We start from the raw sequence: 15,516 nt of genomic DNA, 5'->3' as shown, positions 1-15,516 counted from the left end.
TCGGCGCACTTATCTCAGCAAGCACCTCTTTCGCAACGTGACCTTTGACATACTCAATATGTTGCTCCGTTTGGAGTAGTGCGTGATCCAGTGCACAACGACACGCTTTCCACCTACCCGGGTCGGGGTGATATCTATGGCCAGCACACCAGGGAACAAGGAGAGGCGGCGTGTCAACGCGGGAAAGACCGCCTAGCCCGCGCTCGTCCGAAAGTTCCCAAGCACCAGGATGAATCGACCAGAGTTAGGATGGCAATCGATGAAGTCGTTTGGTCGGCTGTTGGCCGTAAGCTGCGTGGCCGGCGCCGTGGCGGTCGGGTGTATCACCGGAGCCTGGGCATCTGGTGCGGCCGACACACCTGCAGACGTTCCGACGTCCACAGTCGAGGACTACTCCTATCCAGGCGCGGACAAGATTTACGCGGAGCAGGGAATCCGGCTCAAGCGGGGCGACGGAAACATCATGCTCGCCAAGTGCGGCAGCGAGCCCAATCTGATCGAGGTGTCCGCCCGCGAGATGAATAATCAGTCAGTATGCTTCCGGGTGCAAGGAAAGAGCGGGTACCTCAGCTTGGAGATGCCAATGGTCGGCGGCATCAGAGGAAACAACTATTCGAACATCCAGGTCGACATGACCGTAGACGGAAAGCAGGTAACGTTCCCAGTCAAGCAGAATTCGTGGACGGCCGTCGGCGAAAACGCCGACCCGCAACGACGCGACCACACCTTGATCGAGATCCGGGCCGCAAAATAATAAAACCGACCCACAACTTCGACGCTACCGAGCGATAGTGCGGACATCAAAACGCCTCTTTTAGGCACTTCCGGCTCGTGGGCGCCAGCAAGGTAGTCGCAGTCACCGCCACCTGTCACTTGCCGACAGACCGCCATTGGTGACTGAAACGATATGGAACCACAGCGTTTCGCACGTATCCATATGCATCGAACCCAATCGCCCCGAACCTAACGGCCATGACGGCACTAGAACGCAATACGAAGTTTCAGTGCCATCTCCGCACTGTTTACCGAAGGAACAGGCAAGCGGCCACCGCCCCTCCTTTTCTTCACCAGAAGAATGGTGCGCCATTTGGCAGATAATGTAAGTGGTGACGCCAGATTCTACCTCACCTGCTCCAGACCCCAGCTCCACACGCCCCCAACTACACCATAACCGCTGTAGGCGGGGTACGTTGAGTTCCCACCCTTATCTTTTTAAAGGGATGAAGATCCGGGCGGCCTAATCAACAATCGGGGCACGGCATCCCGGAGTCGAGGTGGATTCCATCTTCTCAACCCCTACACGTCCCATCTCGAACTAAAGGAAACAATGATGTCACAAGCACGCCTTGGCGCGCCCAGAGCCGTTGGCCTTGCGGCCGCGGTCCTGGGGACGGGTCTTCTGGTCGCCGCGCCGGCGCACGCGATCAGTGGTGGTGCGCCGGCCAAGGACGGCACTCACCAGTACGCGGCCAAGATCGAGCTGCCTGGACGCGCCTGCAGCGGCGCTCTGATCGAGGCCCAGTGGGTGATCACCGCCAAGAGCTGCGTCACCGGCGTTCAGACGGACGCCGGCACGGTCACCGTGGGCCGGACCAACCTCAGCGGGAACACTGGCCAGGTGGTGAAGATCGCTGGTGTCGTGCCGCGCGAGGACCGCAACGTGGCGCTGGTCAAACTCTCCACACCGATCTCCGGGGTCGCCCCGGTGAAGATCGGCAGGACCGCGCCGCAGAACGGCGAGGGACTGCGTATCGCGGGTTACGGTCGCACCGCCACGGAATGGGTGCCCAACCAGCTCAACACCGCGACGTTCCAGGCCAAGAACCTCGGCAAGACCACCTTCGAAGTCACCGGCGCTTCGGGCAACGCCAGCACGTGCAAGGGTGACGCCGGTGCTCCTGTGGTCCGGGAGACCAACGGAACTTCCGAGCTCGTCGCGATCGATCACGCCTCGTGGCAGAACGGCTGCTTGGGCGAGACGCAGACCCGCCAGGGCGGTACCGAAACCCGGGTCGACGACCTCAACGACTGGATCAAGCAGCAGATCCCGAACCTGAGCATTGAGTGCAAGCCCGCGGTCCCCTTCTACATCGTGCGTAATGACGGCGAGGTCCGCGAGTACCAGCACACCGACCCGAAGAACGGCTCCTTCAACTGGGCCGACAACAACGGACGGGTCATCGGGGCCGGGTGGCTCGGCGCTCGCACGGTCGCCGCTCCGAACGGCGTCATGTACCTGGCGGTGCAGAACGGCGAGTTCCGCCGCTACCGCTGGAACGGCAACGGCTGGGACACCAACCAGGCCGGCTCCCAGTACGACGTGCTCGAGAACGGCAACGGCTGGGACCGCTACGTCACGCCGGACTACCGCAACCGGATCACGGTCGACACGAACGGCGACATTTACACCATCGAGCCCGACGGCAAGCTGCACTGGCGCTCGTACGACCCCGCCAGGAAGAAGCTGGACCACCGGGTTCTGAGTGGGGACTGGGGTCAGTACGACCTCATCGTCGCCGCGGGCCAGGGCGTTCTCTACAGCCGAAAGCCCAACGGTGACCTGTTCCGCCACGTCTACGACGCCAAGAACGGGCAGTGGACCCAGCAGGCCAAGCCCAACGGCGCCGGCTGGGGAATGTTCAGCTCCATCATCTCCGTCGGCGGCGACATCCTCTACGGCGCGCGCCTCGTCGAGGGTGGCGGCGAACTTCTCTGGTACCGCTACCAGGTGCTCAACGGAACCTGGGCCGACACCGGCAGGGACATCGGCAAGCTCGTCGGCACCGGATGGGCCAACGAGTTCAACATCACCGCGGCACCGGACGGCTGCAGGGCCGTCTGACGAAGGAGGCGAGGGGAAGACCTCCCTCCACTCTCCCGATCTGCTGCGTCAACCGCCGCCGTCGCCTCCCTCTCTGGGGAGGCGACGGCGGCGTTCTTCTTGAACCCTGCGCTGGAAGCGGTTCGGGAGAACGCACCAACAAGAGGTGACGCGTGAGGCAGCGGCTCAGGTGAACAGCGTGGGACGGCGAGTGTGACTTCGGGCCGCGTTCCTCAACGCGGGAAGAATAGATACGTTTTCGACAGCCTTTTACGCCGATCGACCCAACAGGATCAGCCAAGCGGGCGCACACAACACGTTACAGGATGTGATCATCTACACGACACGCCGAGGACGTGAGGTCACGCTGGGTATTCTCATGACCGCGCAGAGCGGCAGAAATGGTCGACGAAACCACGCCAACGCCGCACTCCGACTCGTTTCTGTCGTGATGAGCAAGGAGAAAACGTGGTCTCGTCTCTCGGCTCCTGGTCGTTGCAGCCCTGGCCGGCCCGACCGCGCTCCGTTCTCATGCTCGACGCTTCCCGCCCTGAGTGGCGAGGCCGCATGCGTTGAACAGGCATCCGTCGCGGGGAAGCGCTAGTCGTCCCGACACCGGGCAGTCCCGCGCGCAGGGCGAGGTGCGCCCGCGCGGCAGCTCTGCTCCCGTTGTGCCGACAACGCCGCCAGATTCTCTCGTCTCGTCGACTTCCATGTCGTGAACTCTCCTGGCAGCAGCGGTACCTGCGCGGACAGAACCGGGCAAATCCCCCATCTGACGATGCGATGCAGAAATGCTGTCATCAGCATGTCAGCAGCGTCATCCCTTCGCCTTGACACGGGCGACCAGAACAGGATCACGGCCGCCGAGAGCCGGTAACACGTCGGACAGCGAGCGTTCGGGCCGGAAACACCGGCTCTCATTCCCACCAAGAAGGGGAGATCACGCATGGCACGTACGGGGACGAGAACGGGAGGGACCGCGGCTGTGGCCGTCGCGGTTCTGGGAGCGGGGCTTCTGGTCACCTCGCCGGCGCACGCGGTCAGCGGTGGCGCGCCCGCCAAGGACGGCACCTACCAGTACGCCGCGAAGATCGAGTTTCCCGGCCGTGCCTGCAGCGGCGCCCTGATCGAGGCCCAGTGGGTGATCACCGCCAAGAGCTGTGTCACCGGGGTTCAGCTCGACGCCGGAACGGTCACCGTGGGCCGCACCAACCTGACCAGCAACACCGGCCAGGTGGTGAAGGCCGCGACCGTGTTGTCACGTGAGGACCGCAACGTCGCTCTGGTGAAACTCGGCGCGCCCGTCTCCGGCGTCGCACCGCTGAAGGTCAGCAAAGCAACCCCGCAGAACGGCGATGTCCTCGGCATCGCCGGTTTCGGCCGAACCGCCACCGAGTGGGTCCCCAACCAGCTCCACACCGCGACGTTCCAGGTCAAGAACGTCGGCAAGACCACCTTCGAGGTCATCGGCCACACCCCCGCCAACGCCAGCACCTGCAAGGGCGACGCTGGTGGCCCGGTCGTTCGAGAGACCAACGGCAAGCCCGAGCTCGTTGGCCTGAACGACGCCTCCTGGCAGAGCGGATGTCTGGGCGAGACCGAGACCCGCCAGGGAGGCACCGCCGCCCGCGTCGACGACCTCAACGACTGGATCAAGCAGCAGATCCCGAACCTGAGCGTCGAGTGCAAGCCCGCCGCGCCGATGTACGTGGTCCGGAACGACGGCGAGGTCCGACTGTACGCGCACACCGACCCGAAGAACGGCGCCTTCACCTGGGCCGACAACACCGGGCAGATCATCGGAGCCGGCTGGCTGGGCGCCCGCACCATTGCCGGCCCCGACGGGGTCATCTACCTCGCGGTCGACAACGGCGAGTTCCGCCGCTACCGCTGGAACGGCCAGGACTGGGATCGCAACCAGTCCGGCGCCCAGTACGACGTGCTCGACGCAGGTTGGGGACGCTATGTCACGCCGGAGTACCGCAACCGGATCACCGTCGACACGAACGGCCACATCTACACCATCGAGCCCGACGGCAAGCTGCACTGGCGCTCGTACGACCCCGCCAGCAAGAAGCTTGACCACCGCGTCCTGACGGGCGACTGGGGTCAGTACAACCTCATCGTCGGCGCCGGCCAAGGCGTCATCTACGCGCGAAACACCAAGGGCGAGATCTTCCGCCACGTCTACGACGCCGTGAGTGGGCAGTGGACCCAGTGGGCCAAGCCCGGTGGCTTCGGCTGGCAGGACTTCAACGCCGTGATGTCGGTCGGCGGCGACATCCTCTACGGCGCGCGCCTCGTCCAGGGCGGCGGCGAGCTCCTCTGGTACCGCTACCAGCCCGTCACGGACAGCTGGGCCGACACGGGCAGGGACATCGGCAAGCTCGTCGGCACCGGCTGGGCCAACGAGTTCAGCATCACCGCGGCCCCCGACAGCTGTCGAGCCATCTGAGCACGCGGGGGCGGAGTGCACCCATCTCTCCGCCCCCTCCTTCGCTGTGTCAACGAGCGACGTCAACCGCATCGGTGTCCTTCAGTACGGGAAGCTCTCGGTGAAGGACGGCGGCCGGTCGGGATCTCTGAGGCAGGCGTGGTGGAGGTCGAGCGGTTTCCCCGCTCGACCTCTGCTTTCGCTGTTCGGCTCTTCCTCCTACGCCCCAACGTGATCAGGTTTCCGCAACCGCCCAGGAGTCCGAAACAGTGTTCCTTCGTGGCCTTGTGTCCTCGTCCGTAGCCGCAGTGGCTCTCACCGCAGCACTGGCACTGTCGGGGGCAGCCGCTCCGGCAGCCCGCTCCGCCCTTCCGGAAGGAGATTGGAAACCCGTTGGCGGAGCGCAGCGGGTCTATTCGCCCGGCGGGCCTGAGCAGTACTCGTACGCCCCGTCGGCGATTACCGACTCGGGGCACACCTACTATTTCACCTGTCACAACGCGACCTCCGCGGTGATCCGAGATCACGTGTTCTTCAGCCAGGTCGACAGCGCCGGTGCGACGCCGCAACGCGACCACTTTGTTCTCGCGCCAGGGGCGCAGGGAAGCTGGGACGCGACGCACATCTGCGATCCAACAGTCGTCGCAGCGGATGTCCGGTACCGCCAGAACACGTACCACTACGTGATGTTCTATCTGGGCACAGACCGAGACAACACGCGGAACCGGATCGGACTCGCGGTCGCGAACGACCTCGCCGGGCCGTGGGTGAAGTATCCGGAGCCCATTGTGGACACCCCGTTCGACGACGAGCGGGCGTGGGGTGTGGGTCAGCCGAGCGCGACCACCATCGACCCTCGACGGGGCGAGGTGCTGCTGTTCTACTCGCAGGGCGGCCCGTCCGAAACGTCGGCCTGGCGTCGCCATCTCAAGCTCAGTGACCTCGACCGCCCCACCGTTGGTCCGGCTGTCCGAGTGTCCAACGAGGGAATCCGGGGCTTTGACGGCACACCGGATGTCCTCCACAACTTCGACATCGCCTACGACCCGCCGCTGGACAGGTTCTACACCATCAGGGAGCAGGGGCCCTATCCCCCGGATGCGCCCAACTACATCTCCTCCCAGCTGGAGATCGTCAGCATCGACGGGGCCAGCATCTGGAACGGTGGCGGGACCTGGAAGGTGGAAGGCCGGATCACCCCTGCGAGCACCGGTTTCCCGCGGAACCACAACCCAGGGATTCTGCGCAACATCTACGGGATGTTGCCCGAGTCGGGCCTCCTGACGGCGGTCTTCACGAAGAGCAGAGCGGGAGACTTTCCCGACTCCCTGTGGAGCTACGACCTGTGGCAGGTTACTGGGACGCTCCAACAACGGGATTGACGAGAACTGCCCTCACCAGGCCGAATGTTCGCCGGCAGGGCCCGACCTGGTCTCGGAAGCCGTACAGATAGACGACCGGGTGCGTCCCGCTCGCGTCCACGGTGATCTCGAACTCGGTGCGGGCCGAGGTTTTTCCGTCGTAGCTGACGTACTTCTGACCAGACCAAGGCAGCGGTGCCGAGGCCGACGGCGACCACATCGAGCCCAATCCACCCTGCGATCCGGACGCCCGGGCGACTGCCGCGAGGACCGGGGTCACCAACCGAGAGGACTTTCATCGCTGACCCTTTCTCGAGAACGTCCAACCAGCACCTGAGAACTCACCGCACTCATGGCTCCGGCAGCAGCTTCCCGAGGTATGGAGGCAGCTCCGCCAGCGCCTCCTCCCTGCTCCGGTCGCTCTCGTCCAGATCCGGCTGCCGCAGCAAATCGTCTCGATAGTCTCGGGCGGCAATGATCAGAGCTCTGGCCAGGCTCGTACGCTGAGAAGGTTCCATGGGTTCGAAGTACAGGGCGCCCAGCGCGGCCGCCTCTTCGAGCAGATAACGCTCCCCTTCGTCATAGACCCACGGGCGAGCCCTCTCGCACAACTCTCGCAGAGTCTGGTTGCGGAACTTCTGCGGCTCCTGCCCAGGAACGGAGATGACAGCCACCCCGGAAACCTTTTCTCGTAATTTTGGCCAGGTCCTTCGAATTGATGAAGCCGTCTGACATTTCCCCCTACCTGACGCGGGCGTTCCCAACAGCGAGACCACGGGGGCCGGTCACGTCGGTTCGTCACCAGCGGAAATCGCACATGATGAAGACCTGGAAGAGGACGAGCTTGCCCGACCGGACCTGCTCCCACTCGGAGCCCGAGAGCCCGGGGTCTGATCCGGGCTTGCGGTTCGGGGCGTACTTGGTGGCCGTGACAAGGCATTCCTCGATGCGACTGATCGCGTCGTGGAGGTTGCCGTCAGCGTCCTTCTCCGCTGAGTGAGAAAAACCAGGCACCGGGTAGTCCTTCGGCGGAATCATCCCCTCCGCCGACACCATCTCGTCCAGGGGAGTGTCCGACGGCAGGCCAACGTAGTACCCCTCGATGCTCCTGATTCCGTGCTCGTCGTCACCCAGGTGCTTTCCGGTCTGGCGGTACCCGGCCACGGTGACCTTGCCCAGCAACCTCTCGAGCTTGTGCTCCTGAGACTCGGGAAGGGGAAGCCACTGTAGGGTGCCGAACACCGCGCCGACGACGATGGCCACCCCGAGCGCGGTTCCGGCGACGATCCCGGCCACCCCCGCCCAGACTCTTCGACTCAGTCTTCTGTCGGCACTGTCATCAGTGATCACGGCAACCGCTTCCATCGCCGTCCGATCCTGGTTCAACTTCTCCCCCGTTCGTGAGCTTGATGACCCGTCTGACATTTCACGCTACCTGGCGAGGATATGGGGATCTCAACAGCCAGAACCGTTGGGCAGCCGGCGACCCCCGCATCTCATGACGCACGGAAATCGCACATGATGAAGACCTGGAAGAGGACGAGCCTGCCCGACCGGACCTGCTCCCACTCGGAGTCCGAGAGGCGCGGGTCCAACTCGGGTTTGCGGTTGGGGCCGTAGCGGGTGGCCGAGACAGAGCATTCCTCGATGCGGCCGACGCCGTTGTCGACGGTGCCGTCAGGATCTTTCTTGTCGAGGGAAGAATAACCAGGCGCCGGGAAATCGGAGGAGATCAGCCCCTCTGCCGACACCATCTCGTCCAGGGGAGTGTCCGACGGCAGGCCAACGTAGTAGCCCTCGATGCTCTTGATTCCGCCTTTGTCCTCGCTCAGGTGCTTTCCGGCTTGGCGGCACCCGGCCACGGTGACCTTGCCCAGCAGCCTTTCGAGCTTGCCTTCCTGGGACTCGGACAACAGCCAGACGGTGGCAAACGGAGCAAAGAGCAGGAAAACCCCGAGAACGGTGCCGCCGGCAACTCCGGCCAGCGTCGCCAGGGCTCTCTTTGTCGGACCTTCGTCGTCGTCAGCGGACACCGTCACCACTCCCCCGCGAAGTTCGCCTTCGTGCGCGCCTTTCCTGCTCCCCCGATGGCGGCAACCATAACTCAGCTCGGGCGCGAGGTGATCAACAGGCCGGTCGGCGCCGTCTGGGGGTGTGTTGAGGGGGAGCTGGGGGGAATTCCTGGGGGATGGCGGGGAGCAGCGCTTTCGTGGCAGCGTCGAGCGAGTGGGTGGACGAGGACGGCGTGCGGCAGCCGGCGGGGGACGTGCACGCCTGGCACCCGGGCACGAACCAGACGGTGTGCGGGCTCGCGCTGAGTCGCAGTCGGCTTCGGGGTTTCCAGCACGTGTCGTGGGCCGACGCGGTGTGGATGGCGCGGACGAACACCACGGGAGGCCACCCAGCGCTTCTCTGTCGTCGGTGCGCGGCGGCGCAGGAGCCGCGCCAGACGGGTCACCGGCGGCGTGAGCGTTTCCGTCGCCCGTGAGTCCGTCGCGGGAGCGAGGATGAGGCCATGAGCCAGGAGGAAGGGCACTCGGCAGGGGATCATCCCGAGGTGGCTGTCCTCATCGGACTCCAGGCGTCCGGCAAGACGACGTTCTACCGCAGGCGGTTGGCGGCCACGCATGTGCACGTGAGCAAGGACCTGATGCGCAACGTGCGACGCAAGGAAGTCCGGCAGAACGCGCTGATCGACGCCGCGCTGGCGCGGGGCGAGTCGGTGGCCGTGGACAACACGAACCCGTCGGTCGAGGAGCGGCGGCAGATCATCGCGGTGGCGCGGGTCTTCCACGCGCGCGTGGTGGGCTACTGGTTCCCGCCCGACGTGCCCACCGCGCTGACGAGGAACGCCGCCCGGGAGGGGCGGGAGCGGGTGCCCGAGGTCGGGCTCTTCGCCACGCTCAAGCGGCTGGTTCCCCCGCGGCCCGAGGAGGGGTTCGACCAGCTCTTCGTTGTCCGCTCGCACTCAGGCGACTTCGACGTGCGGCCGTGGCGGCCGGAGCCTGACGAGCCGCCGTCCTAAGAGGATCACGACTGTCAACAAAGGACTGTGAGTCAGCGGTCGGTGACGTCGAAGGCGAGTTGCTCCTCCCGCTGGTCCACGGTGACGTGCTGGCCCCGGTTGAGGCGTCCGTCGAGCAGCATTCGGGAGAGCTCGTTGTCGACCGCGCGCTGGATGGTGCGGCGCATCGGGCGGGCGCCGAACTCGGGCTGGTAGCCGTGCTCGGCGAGCCAGTCGACGGCGCGCGGGGTGAAGTCGACGGTGATGTCCTGGGCGTGGACGCGGCGGCGGGTCTCCTCCAGCAGCAGTTCGGTGATCTGGCGGAGCTGCTCGCGGTCGAGGCGGCGGAAGACGATGATCTCGTCGATGCGGTTGAGGAACTCGGGGCGGAAGGAGTCCTTGAGCCGGGACATCACGCGGTCCCGGAGGTTGGTGTCCTCGCCGCGGGCGCTGCCGAAGCCGATCGGGCCGCCGCCGGTGATCGCCTCGGCGCCGACGTTGCTCGTCATGATCAGGACGGTGTTCTTGAAGTCGACGGTGCGGCCCTGCCCGTCGGTCAGGCGGCCGTCGTCGAGGACCTGCAACAGGATGTTGAAGACGTCCGGGTGCGCCTTCTCGATCTCGTCGAGCAGGACCACGGAGTACGGGTGCCGGCGCACGGACTCGGTGAGCTGCCCGGCTTCCTCGTAGCCCACGTAGCCGGGCGGCGCGCCGACGAGCCGGCTGACGGTGTGCCGCTCGCCGAACTCGCTCATGTCCACCCGGAGCATCCGGTCGGAGTCGCCGAACAACGCCTCGGCCAGCGCTCGCGCCAGCTCGGTCTTGCCGACGCCGGTGGGGCCGAGGAACAGGAAGCTGCCCACCGGTCGGTTGGGGTCGCCCAGCCCGGCGCGGGAGCGGCGCACCGCCTCGGCGACGGCCTCGACCGCCTCGTCCTGCCCGATCACCCGCTGCCGCAGGTGCTCGTCCAGCCGCAGCAGCCGGTCCTTCTCCTCCTCGGTGAGCTGGCTGATCGGGATGCCGGTGGCCCGGGCCACCACCTGGGCGATCTCGTTCTCGGTCACCTGGGAGACGCCGGTGGGCCGGCCCTCGCCGCGCAGTTCCTCGACGCGGTCGCACAGCTCGGTGATCTGGTCGCGCAGGGTGGTGGCCCGCTCGTACTGCTCGTCGGCGACGGCCTGGTCCTTGTCGCGGCGGAGCTGCTCGATGCGCTGCTCCATGTTCCGCAGGTCGGTGCCGGGCCGGCGGGCGCGCAGCCGGACCCGCGCCCCCGCCTGGTCGATCAGGTCGATGGCCTTGTCCGGCAGGAAGCGGTCGGCGATGTAGCGGTCGGACAGCTCGGCGGCGGCCACCAGCGCCTCGTCGGTGAAGCGCACCTGGTGGTGCGCCTCGTACCGGTCCCGGAGGCCGCGCAGGATCGCGATCGTGTCGGCCACGGACGGCTCGGGCACCAGGATCGGCTGGAACCGGCGCTCGAAGGCGGGGTCCTTCTCGATGTGCTTGCGGTACTCGTCCAGCGTCGTGGCGCCGATGATGTGCAGCTCGCCGCGCGCCAGCGCCGGCTTGAGGATGTCGCCGGCGCCCATCGCGCCCTCGCCGCTGCCGGCGCCCACCACGGTGTGCAGCTCGTCGAGGAAGGCGATCACCTCGTCGCCGTGCTCCCTGAGCTCGTCGATCACCTTCTTGATGCGCTCCTCGAACTCGCCCCGGTACCGGGTGCCCGCGACCATGCCGGTGAGGTCGAGCTGCACCACGCGGCGGTTGTGCAGCACGTCGGGCACCTCGCCGTCGACGATGCGCTGGGCGATGCCCTCGACGATCGCGGTCTTGCCCACCCCGGCCTCGCCGACCAGCACCGGGTTGTTCTTGGTGCGCCGGGACAGCACCTCGATGGTCTGCTCGATCTCCTCGTCCCGGCCGACGACCGGGTCGACCTTCCCGGCGTGGGCCATCGCGGTGAGGTCCCTGCCGTACTGGTCCAGGGTGGGCGTCTCGGCACGGCGGGGTTCCTCCGGCGGGGCGGCCCGGCCGGCGGCGGCGCGCCGCAGGGTCTCCGGCGTGAGCCGCAGTTCGCCGAGCACCCGACCGGCCCCCGACTCCGGGTTGGCGGCCAACGCGAGCAGCAGGTGCTCGGGCCCGATGTAGGAGTGGCCGAGGGCCAGTGAGATCTGGTGGGAGTCCAGCAGCGCCCGCTTGGCGGCCGGCGTCAGCACCGGCGGCTCCTCCCGGCGCTCGCCGCGTGACACCTTCTTGTCGATGTCGCGGGCGAGGACGTCCGGGTCGGCGCCGGCCCGGGCCAGCATCTGCCGGGTGGGGTCGAGCTGGGTGGCCGCCCACAGCAGGTGCTCGGTGTCCAGGTCGGACCCGCCCCACTCGACCGCCTGCCGGACGGCGGCGGACACCAGCTCACGCGCCTGGTCGCTCATCAGTCGGACGATGTCGACGCGCTGCGCGGGCCGGCGCGCCCCCGCGCCGAAGAAGCGCGCGAGCAGGTCGTCGAACGGGCTCTGGCCGAACCCGGGCCCGAAGAAACTGGTCATCACTTCCCGCCTTCCCCCTGTCCGCTCGATCCCCGCCCAGCTCAGCGCGAGTGCGGACCGGGCTTGGGCGACTCGTCCTGCTGCTTGCCGCGGTGGATGGCCTCCAACCGCTCGTCGTGCGTGCCGCCGGTCATGTGGTGCCGTTGCTTCGACGCCCCCTTGGTCACCTGCTCCTCGCTCGGGGTCGCCCCGTGCTCGCGAGCCGCACGGGCCTTCTGCCGGCGTTGCTCGTCGTCGCCTTCCATCTTCTTGCTCACCATGGCTCTCACCTGCGGTTTCTCTGCTCCCGTCGCGTGGGCTCGTGGCCAGGGTTGCCGTGGCGGCTGGCGACGAAACGGGACCTCCGGCCCGCGGCGGGTGCGAGAGAGGTCACCCCGCGACGAAGGCCCGGCGCACGGCGTGGCCACGTCGCCGCGATTTTGTTCGCACAAGGGAAGAGAGCACTTCACGCCACGTGCGCCGGCACGCGCCGTTTTCTCACGAAATCACGTTTCCGCAGGTCAGCACAAAACGTGAACAGCGTGTTCGCGTTTGCCGAATTCGCGCCGGGCCGCTCAGATGGAGGAGAACGAACTCCGACGAAACATGGGGGAAAGATGACGATTCTGGTGACGGGCGCGACCGGAAATGTCGGCCGAATCGTGGTGGACCGTCTCGTGGCCGCGGGCGTGCCGGTGCGTGCGTTAACCCGCGAGCCGGGGAGAGCGTCGTTTCCGCAGGCTGTGACGGTGGTCGGCGGCGACCTCCGCGAGCCGGCGTCGCTGTCGGACGCGTTCGCGGGCGTCGAGCGCCTGTATCTGTTCCCCGTCCCGGAAACGGCGCGCGAGGTGGTCGCGCTGGCCAGGAGCGCGGGCGTCCGCCGAGTCGTGGTGCTGTCCTCCGGCGCGGTGACCAGCGGAGACGACACGAATTTCCACCTGCCGGTGGAGCGGGCGGTCGAGGAGTCCGGACTGGAGTGGACGCACGTCCGGCCCGGGGAGTTCGCGCTCAACAAGCTGTCGCTGTGGGGCCCGTCGATCCGGGCGGAGAACGTGGTCAGGGACCCGTTCCCCGACGCCGCCTGGTACCCCGTCCACGAGCGGGACATCGCCGACGTCGCGACGGCGGCGTTGCTCGACGACGGCCACGCCGGCGCCGCCTACACCCTCAACGGCCCCGAGCTGCTGAGCCACCGCGACCAGGTGCGGGCCATCGGGGCCGCACTCGGCCGGGAGATCCGGTTCGAGGTGGTCTCGGTGGCCCGGACCAGGGAGCTCTACCGCCAACAGGGCGGGTTCGCCGCCGCGGCCGCCGACTTCCTGCTCGGCTACGAGACCTACTCGGGCGATGCGGCGGACCCCGAGGCCAAGCAGGAGTGGGCCCCGACCGAGCCGGCCCCGATGCCGACCGCCGAGCAGGTCACCGGCCGGCCCGCGCGCACCTTCGCCGAGTGGGCCAGGGACCACGCCGACGACTTCCGCGCCCCCGCCTGACCAGGAGGACCGCCGAGGCGGCGCGGCCGGTCGACGGGGCGTGTGCCAGTCTCGGACACCGCGCGGCGGGAGGGGGAGGCGTGACCGAGGAGATCACGACGGCGGAGCAGGCGGCCGGCGACGCCCGCGTGCTGGCGTTCGGCCGGTTGCAGGGCGCGGCGAACCGGCTGGAGTACCTCCTCGGCCGCGCGATCGAGGAGCAGTGCGGGATCAGCCACCTGGTGTTCGAGGTGTTGTTGATCCTGGGCAGGGCGGGTGAGCCGGGGCTGCCCATGCGGGCGATCGCGCAGGAGCAGGTGCTCACCACCGGCGGCGCGACGCGGCTGGTCGACCGGATGGCGGCGGTCGGGCTGGTGGAGCGGCGGCCGGACCCGGGCGACCGCCGGGTGCAGTTGGTGCGGCTGACCGAGCTCGGCGCGGAGACGACCGTGCGGGCCGCCCGCATCCACGTGGAGAACGTCCAGCGGCACCTGCTCGACCCGCTGCCGGCGGAGCACCGCGAGCGGTTCGCCGCCGACCTGCGGATACTCAGTCATGCCGCCAGGGACGCCCTGCCCCGGCTGCGGTGAACCGGGCGCGTGGCATGAGCTGACCCACACCGGGCCATCTCCCCGAAATATCTGACTCGTCAGATACTGTTCGCTCAGGCGAGCTGCCCGCGGGATGCGGGCGCCGTGCGGAGGGACGCTCCATGAAGCTCGTCTACGTTTTCGACGCGTACTGCGGCTGGTCGTACGGGTTCGCCGGGACGATGTCCGCGATCGCCCGGCGCCACCCGGAGCTCCCGGTCGACGTGGTCTCCGGCGGGTTGTTCACCGGGCCGCGCCGGCGCCCGATCCGCGACTTCGGCTATGTCCAGGGCGCCAACGCGAAGATCAGCGACGTGACCGGGGTGGTCTTCGGGCGCGCCTACGACGAGCTGATCGCGGACGGCTCGTTCGTCATGGACTCCGAGGCCGCCGCGCGCGGGATGGCCGCGTTGCGCGAGCTCGCCCCCGACCGGGCCGTCGCGCTCGCGGAGGCGCTCCAGGTCGCGTTCTACCGGGACGGCCTGAGCCTGTCGGACGACGCCGCCTACCGGGCCGTCGCCGAGGAGGCCGGCCTGGACGCGGAGGCCGTCGTCCGCGCCTTCCACTCCCCCGCCGCCTCGGCCGCGGCCGAGGCGGACTTCCGCCGGACCCGCGACCTGGGCGTCGAGGGCTTCCCCACGCTGGTGGCGGAGGTCGACGGCCGGACCGCGGTCCTCGCGGTCGGCCACGCCACCGTCGAGCAGGTGGAGCGTCGACTGGCCGCCCTCGCCCCCGCCTGAGCCGGACCGGGCCCGCCTTCGCGAGCGAAGGACACCTCGACCGAGAGGACATGGGGTTGATCGACATGAGCCGCCACGACTTCACGACGCCGGACGCGCCCGCCACCGTGGTGCGGCGGCAGTACCTCGCCTCGGCCAGCGGCGACCTGGCCGCCCTGCGCGCCACGCTCGCCGACGACGTCGAGTGGACGGAGATGGCCGGCTTCCCGCTGGCCGGCACCTACCGCACGCCCGAGGGCGTCACGGCCAACGTCATGGAGCGGCTGGCCGAGGAGTGGGCCGACTGGCTGGTCCACGACGACACCTACGTCGTCGACGGCGAGAACGTCGTCGTGCTGGCCCGCTACACCGCGACGAACCGGGCCACCCGCAAGCCGCTCGACGTCCGCGTCGCGCACCACTTCGTCGTGCGCGGCGGCCTGATCGTCCGGTTCGAGCAGTTCGTGGACACGGCCAAGGTCCGGGAGGCCATGCTCGACTGACCGGGGCGCTCGGCTGGCAACGGCGCTCTGCTGACCAGGGCGTGGGGCCGAGCCCGTCACCGGTTCGCGGGCGTTTTCCCGGCGCGCGCC

At 67.7% G+C, this 15,516-nt stretch carries 14 protein-coding genes; 9 read left to right on the top strand and 5 right to left on the bottom strand.

The window, feature by feature from the left end:
- The first annotated feature begins 259 nt into the window (after nt 1-259).
- The 4 genes from BUE43_RS08180 (at nt 260) to BUE43_RS08165 (ending at nt 6,640) form a co-directional block, all read left to right on the top strand.
- Complete coding sequence (locus BUE43_RS08180; protein ID WP_073480748.1) at nt 260-754, top strand: hypothetical protein; 495 nt, start codon at nt 260-262, stop codon at nt 752-754.
- Between the two features lie 576 nt (nt 755-1,330).
- Nucleotides 1,331-2,842 (top strand): tachylectin-related carbohydrate-binding protein, encoded by a 1,512-nt coding sequence (locus BUE43_RS08175; RefSeq protein WP_234995601.1) that lies wholly within the window; start codon nt 1,331-1,333, stop codon nt 2,840-2,842.
- Nucleotides 2,843-3,809: 967 nt separating this feature from the next.
- Nucleotides 3,810-5,279, top strand: a complete 1,470-nt coding sequence (locus tag BUE43_RS08170; RefSeq protein WP_234995600.1) for a tachylectin-related carbohydrate-binding protein — start codon at nt 3,810-3,812, stop codon at nt 5,277-5,279.
- A 287-nt stretch (nt 5,280-5,566) separates the two neighbouring features.
- The gene (locus tag BUE43_RS08165; RefSeq protein WP_143174023.1) at nt 5,567-6,640 is read left to right on the top strand and encodes a glycoside hydrolase family protein; all 1,074 of its coding nucleotides are present in this window, start codon (nt 5,567-5,569) and stop codon (nt 6,638-6,640) included.
- Between the two features lie 329 nt (nt 6,641-6,969).
- Here the strand turns inward: BUE43_RS08165 and BUE43_RS08160 are convergent, their stop codons facing one another.
- From BUE43_RS08160 to BUE43_RS08150, 3 genes are all read right to left on the bottom strand, one after another.
- Nucleotides 6,970-7,293, bottom strand: a complete 324-nt coding sequence (locus BUE43_RS08160) for a hypothetical protein (protein WP_073480746.1) — start codon at nt 7,291-7,293, stop codon at nt 6,970-6,972.
- A 124-nt stretch (nt 7,294-7,417) separates the two neighbouring features.
- Nucleotides 7,418-7,915, bottom strand: coding sequence for a hypothetical protein (locus BUE43_RS08155; protein WP_073480745.1), 498 nt, complete (start codon nt 7,913-7,915; stop codon nt 7,418-7,420).
- A 200-nt stretch (nt 7,916-8,115) separates the two neighbouring features.
- Nucleotides 8,116-8,652, bottom strand: coding sequence for a hypothetical protein (locus BUE43_RS08150; RefSeq protein ID WP_143174022.1), 537 nt, complete (start codon nt 8,650-8,652; stop codon nt 8,116-8,118).
- A gap of 482 nt (nt 8,653-9,134) precedes the next feature.
- On the opposite strand from BUE43_RS08150, the gene BUE43_RS08140 reads away from it, so the two are divergent.
- The gene (locus BUE43_RS08140; protein ID WP_073480742.1) at nt 9,135-9,644 is read left to right on the top strand and encodes an ATP-binding protein; all 510 of its coding nucleotides are present in this window, start codon (nt 9,135-9,137) and stop codon (nt 9,642-9,644) included.
- Nucleotides 9,645-9,676: 32 nt separating this feature from the next.
- On the opposite strand, the gene BUE43_RS08135 is transcribed toward BUE43_RS08140, so the two are convergent.
- On the bottom strand, nt 9,677-12,163 hold the full coding sequence (locus BUE43_RS08135; protein WP_073480741.1) for an ATP-dependent Clp protease ATP-binding subunit: 2,487 nt from the start codon (nt 12,161-12,163) through the stop codon (nt 9,677-9,679).
- 41 nt (nt 12,164-12,204) lie between these two features.
- Nucleotides 12,205-12,423, bottom strand: coding sequence for a hypothetical protein (locus BUE43_RS08130; RefSeq protein ID WP_073480740.1), 219 nt, complete (start codon nt 12,421-12,423; stop codon nt 12,205-12,207).
- A gap of 336 nt (nt 12,424-12,759) precedes the next feature.
- On the opposite strand from BUE43_RS08130, the gene BUE43_RS08125 reads away from it, so the two are divergent.
- The 4 genes from BUE43_RS08125 to BUE43_RS08110 all read left to right on the top strand — a co-directional run bounded on the left by BUE43_RS08125 (nt 12,760) and on the right by BUE43_RS08110 (nt 15,426).
- The gene (locus BUE43_RS08125; protein WP_073480739.1) at nt 12,760-13,635 is read left to right on the top strand and encodes an SDR family oxidoreductase; all 876 of its coding nucleotides are present in this window, start codon (nt 12,760-12,762) and stop codon (nt 13,633-13,635) included.
- A gap of 80 nt (nt 13,636-13,715) precedes the next feature.
- Entirely contained in the window at nt 13,716-14,204 is a 489-nt protein-coding gene (locus tag BUE43_RS08120) for a MarR family winged helix-turn-helix transcriptional regulator (protein ID WP_073480738.1), read from the top strand.
- Between the two features lie 122 nt (nt 14,205-14,326).
- Nucleotides 14,327-14,944 (top strand): DsbA family protein, encoded by a 618-nt coding sequence (locus BUE43_RS08115; protein ID WP_073480737.1) that lies wholly within the window; start codon nt 14,327-14,329, stop codon nt 14,942-14,944.
- A gap of 50 nt (nt 14,945-14,994) precedes the next feature.
- The gene (locus BUE43_RS08110; RefSeq protein WP_073480736.1) at nt 14,995-15,426 is read left to right on the top strand and encodes a nuclear transport factor 2 family protein; all 432 of its coding nucleotides are present in this window, start codon (nt 14,995-14,997) and stop codon (nt 15,424-15,426) included.
- Nucleotides 15,427-15,516 lie beyond the last annotated feature (90 nt).

The sequence above is a fragment of the Streptoalloteichus hindustanus genome, from assembly GCF_900129375.1.
In the GTDB taxonomy this organism is placed as follows: domain Bacteria; phylum Actinomycetota; class Actinomycetes; order Mycobacteriales; family Pseudonocardiaceae; genus Streptoalloteichus; species Streptoalloteichus hindustanus.
The sequence above is the reverse complement of the archived record's forward strand: the minus strand, read 5'-3'. Positions and strand labels throughout refer to the sequence as shown.

Bases quoted from the DNA above. Each gene is read 5' to 3' on its own strand.
- BUE43_RS08180 (WP_073480748.1), top strand. From the start codon at position 260: ATGAAGTCGTTTGGTCGGCTGTTGGCCGTAAGCTGCGTGGCCGGCGCC.
- BUE43_RS08175 (WP_234995601.1), top strand. From the start codon at position 1,331: ATGTCACAAGCACGCCTTGGCGCGCCCAGAGCCGTTGGCCTTGCGGCC.
- BUE43_RS08140 (WP_073480742.1), top strand. From the start codon at position 9,135: ATGAGCCAGGAGGAAGGGCACTCGGCAGGGGATCATCCCGAGGTGGCT.
- BUE43_RS08135 (WP_073480741.1), bottom strand. From the start codon at position 12,163: ATGACCAGTTTCTTCGGGCCCGGGTTCGGCCAGAGCCCGTTCGACGAC.
- BUE43_RS08130 (WP_073480740.1), bottom strand. From the start codon at position 12,423: ATGGTGAGCAAGAAGATGGAAGGCGACGACGAGCAACGCCGGCAGAAG.
- BUE43_RS08125 (WP_073480739.1), top strand. From the start codon at position 12,760: ATGACGATTCTGGTGACGGGCGCGACCGGAAATGTCGGCCGAATCGTG.
- BUE43_RS08115 (WP_073480737.1), top strand. From the start codon at position 14,327: ATGAAGCTCGTCTACGTTTTCGACGCGTACTGCGGCTGGTCGTACGGG.
- BUE43_RS08110 (WP_073480736.1), top strand. From the start codon at position 14,995: ATGGGGTTGATCGACATGAGCCGCCACGACTTCACGACGCCGGACGCG.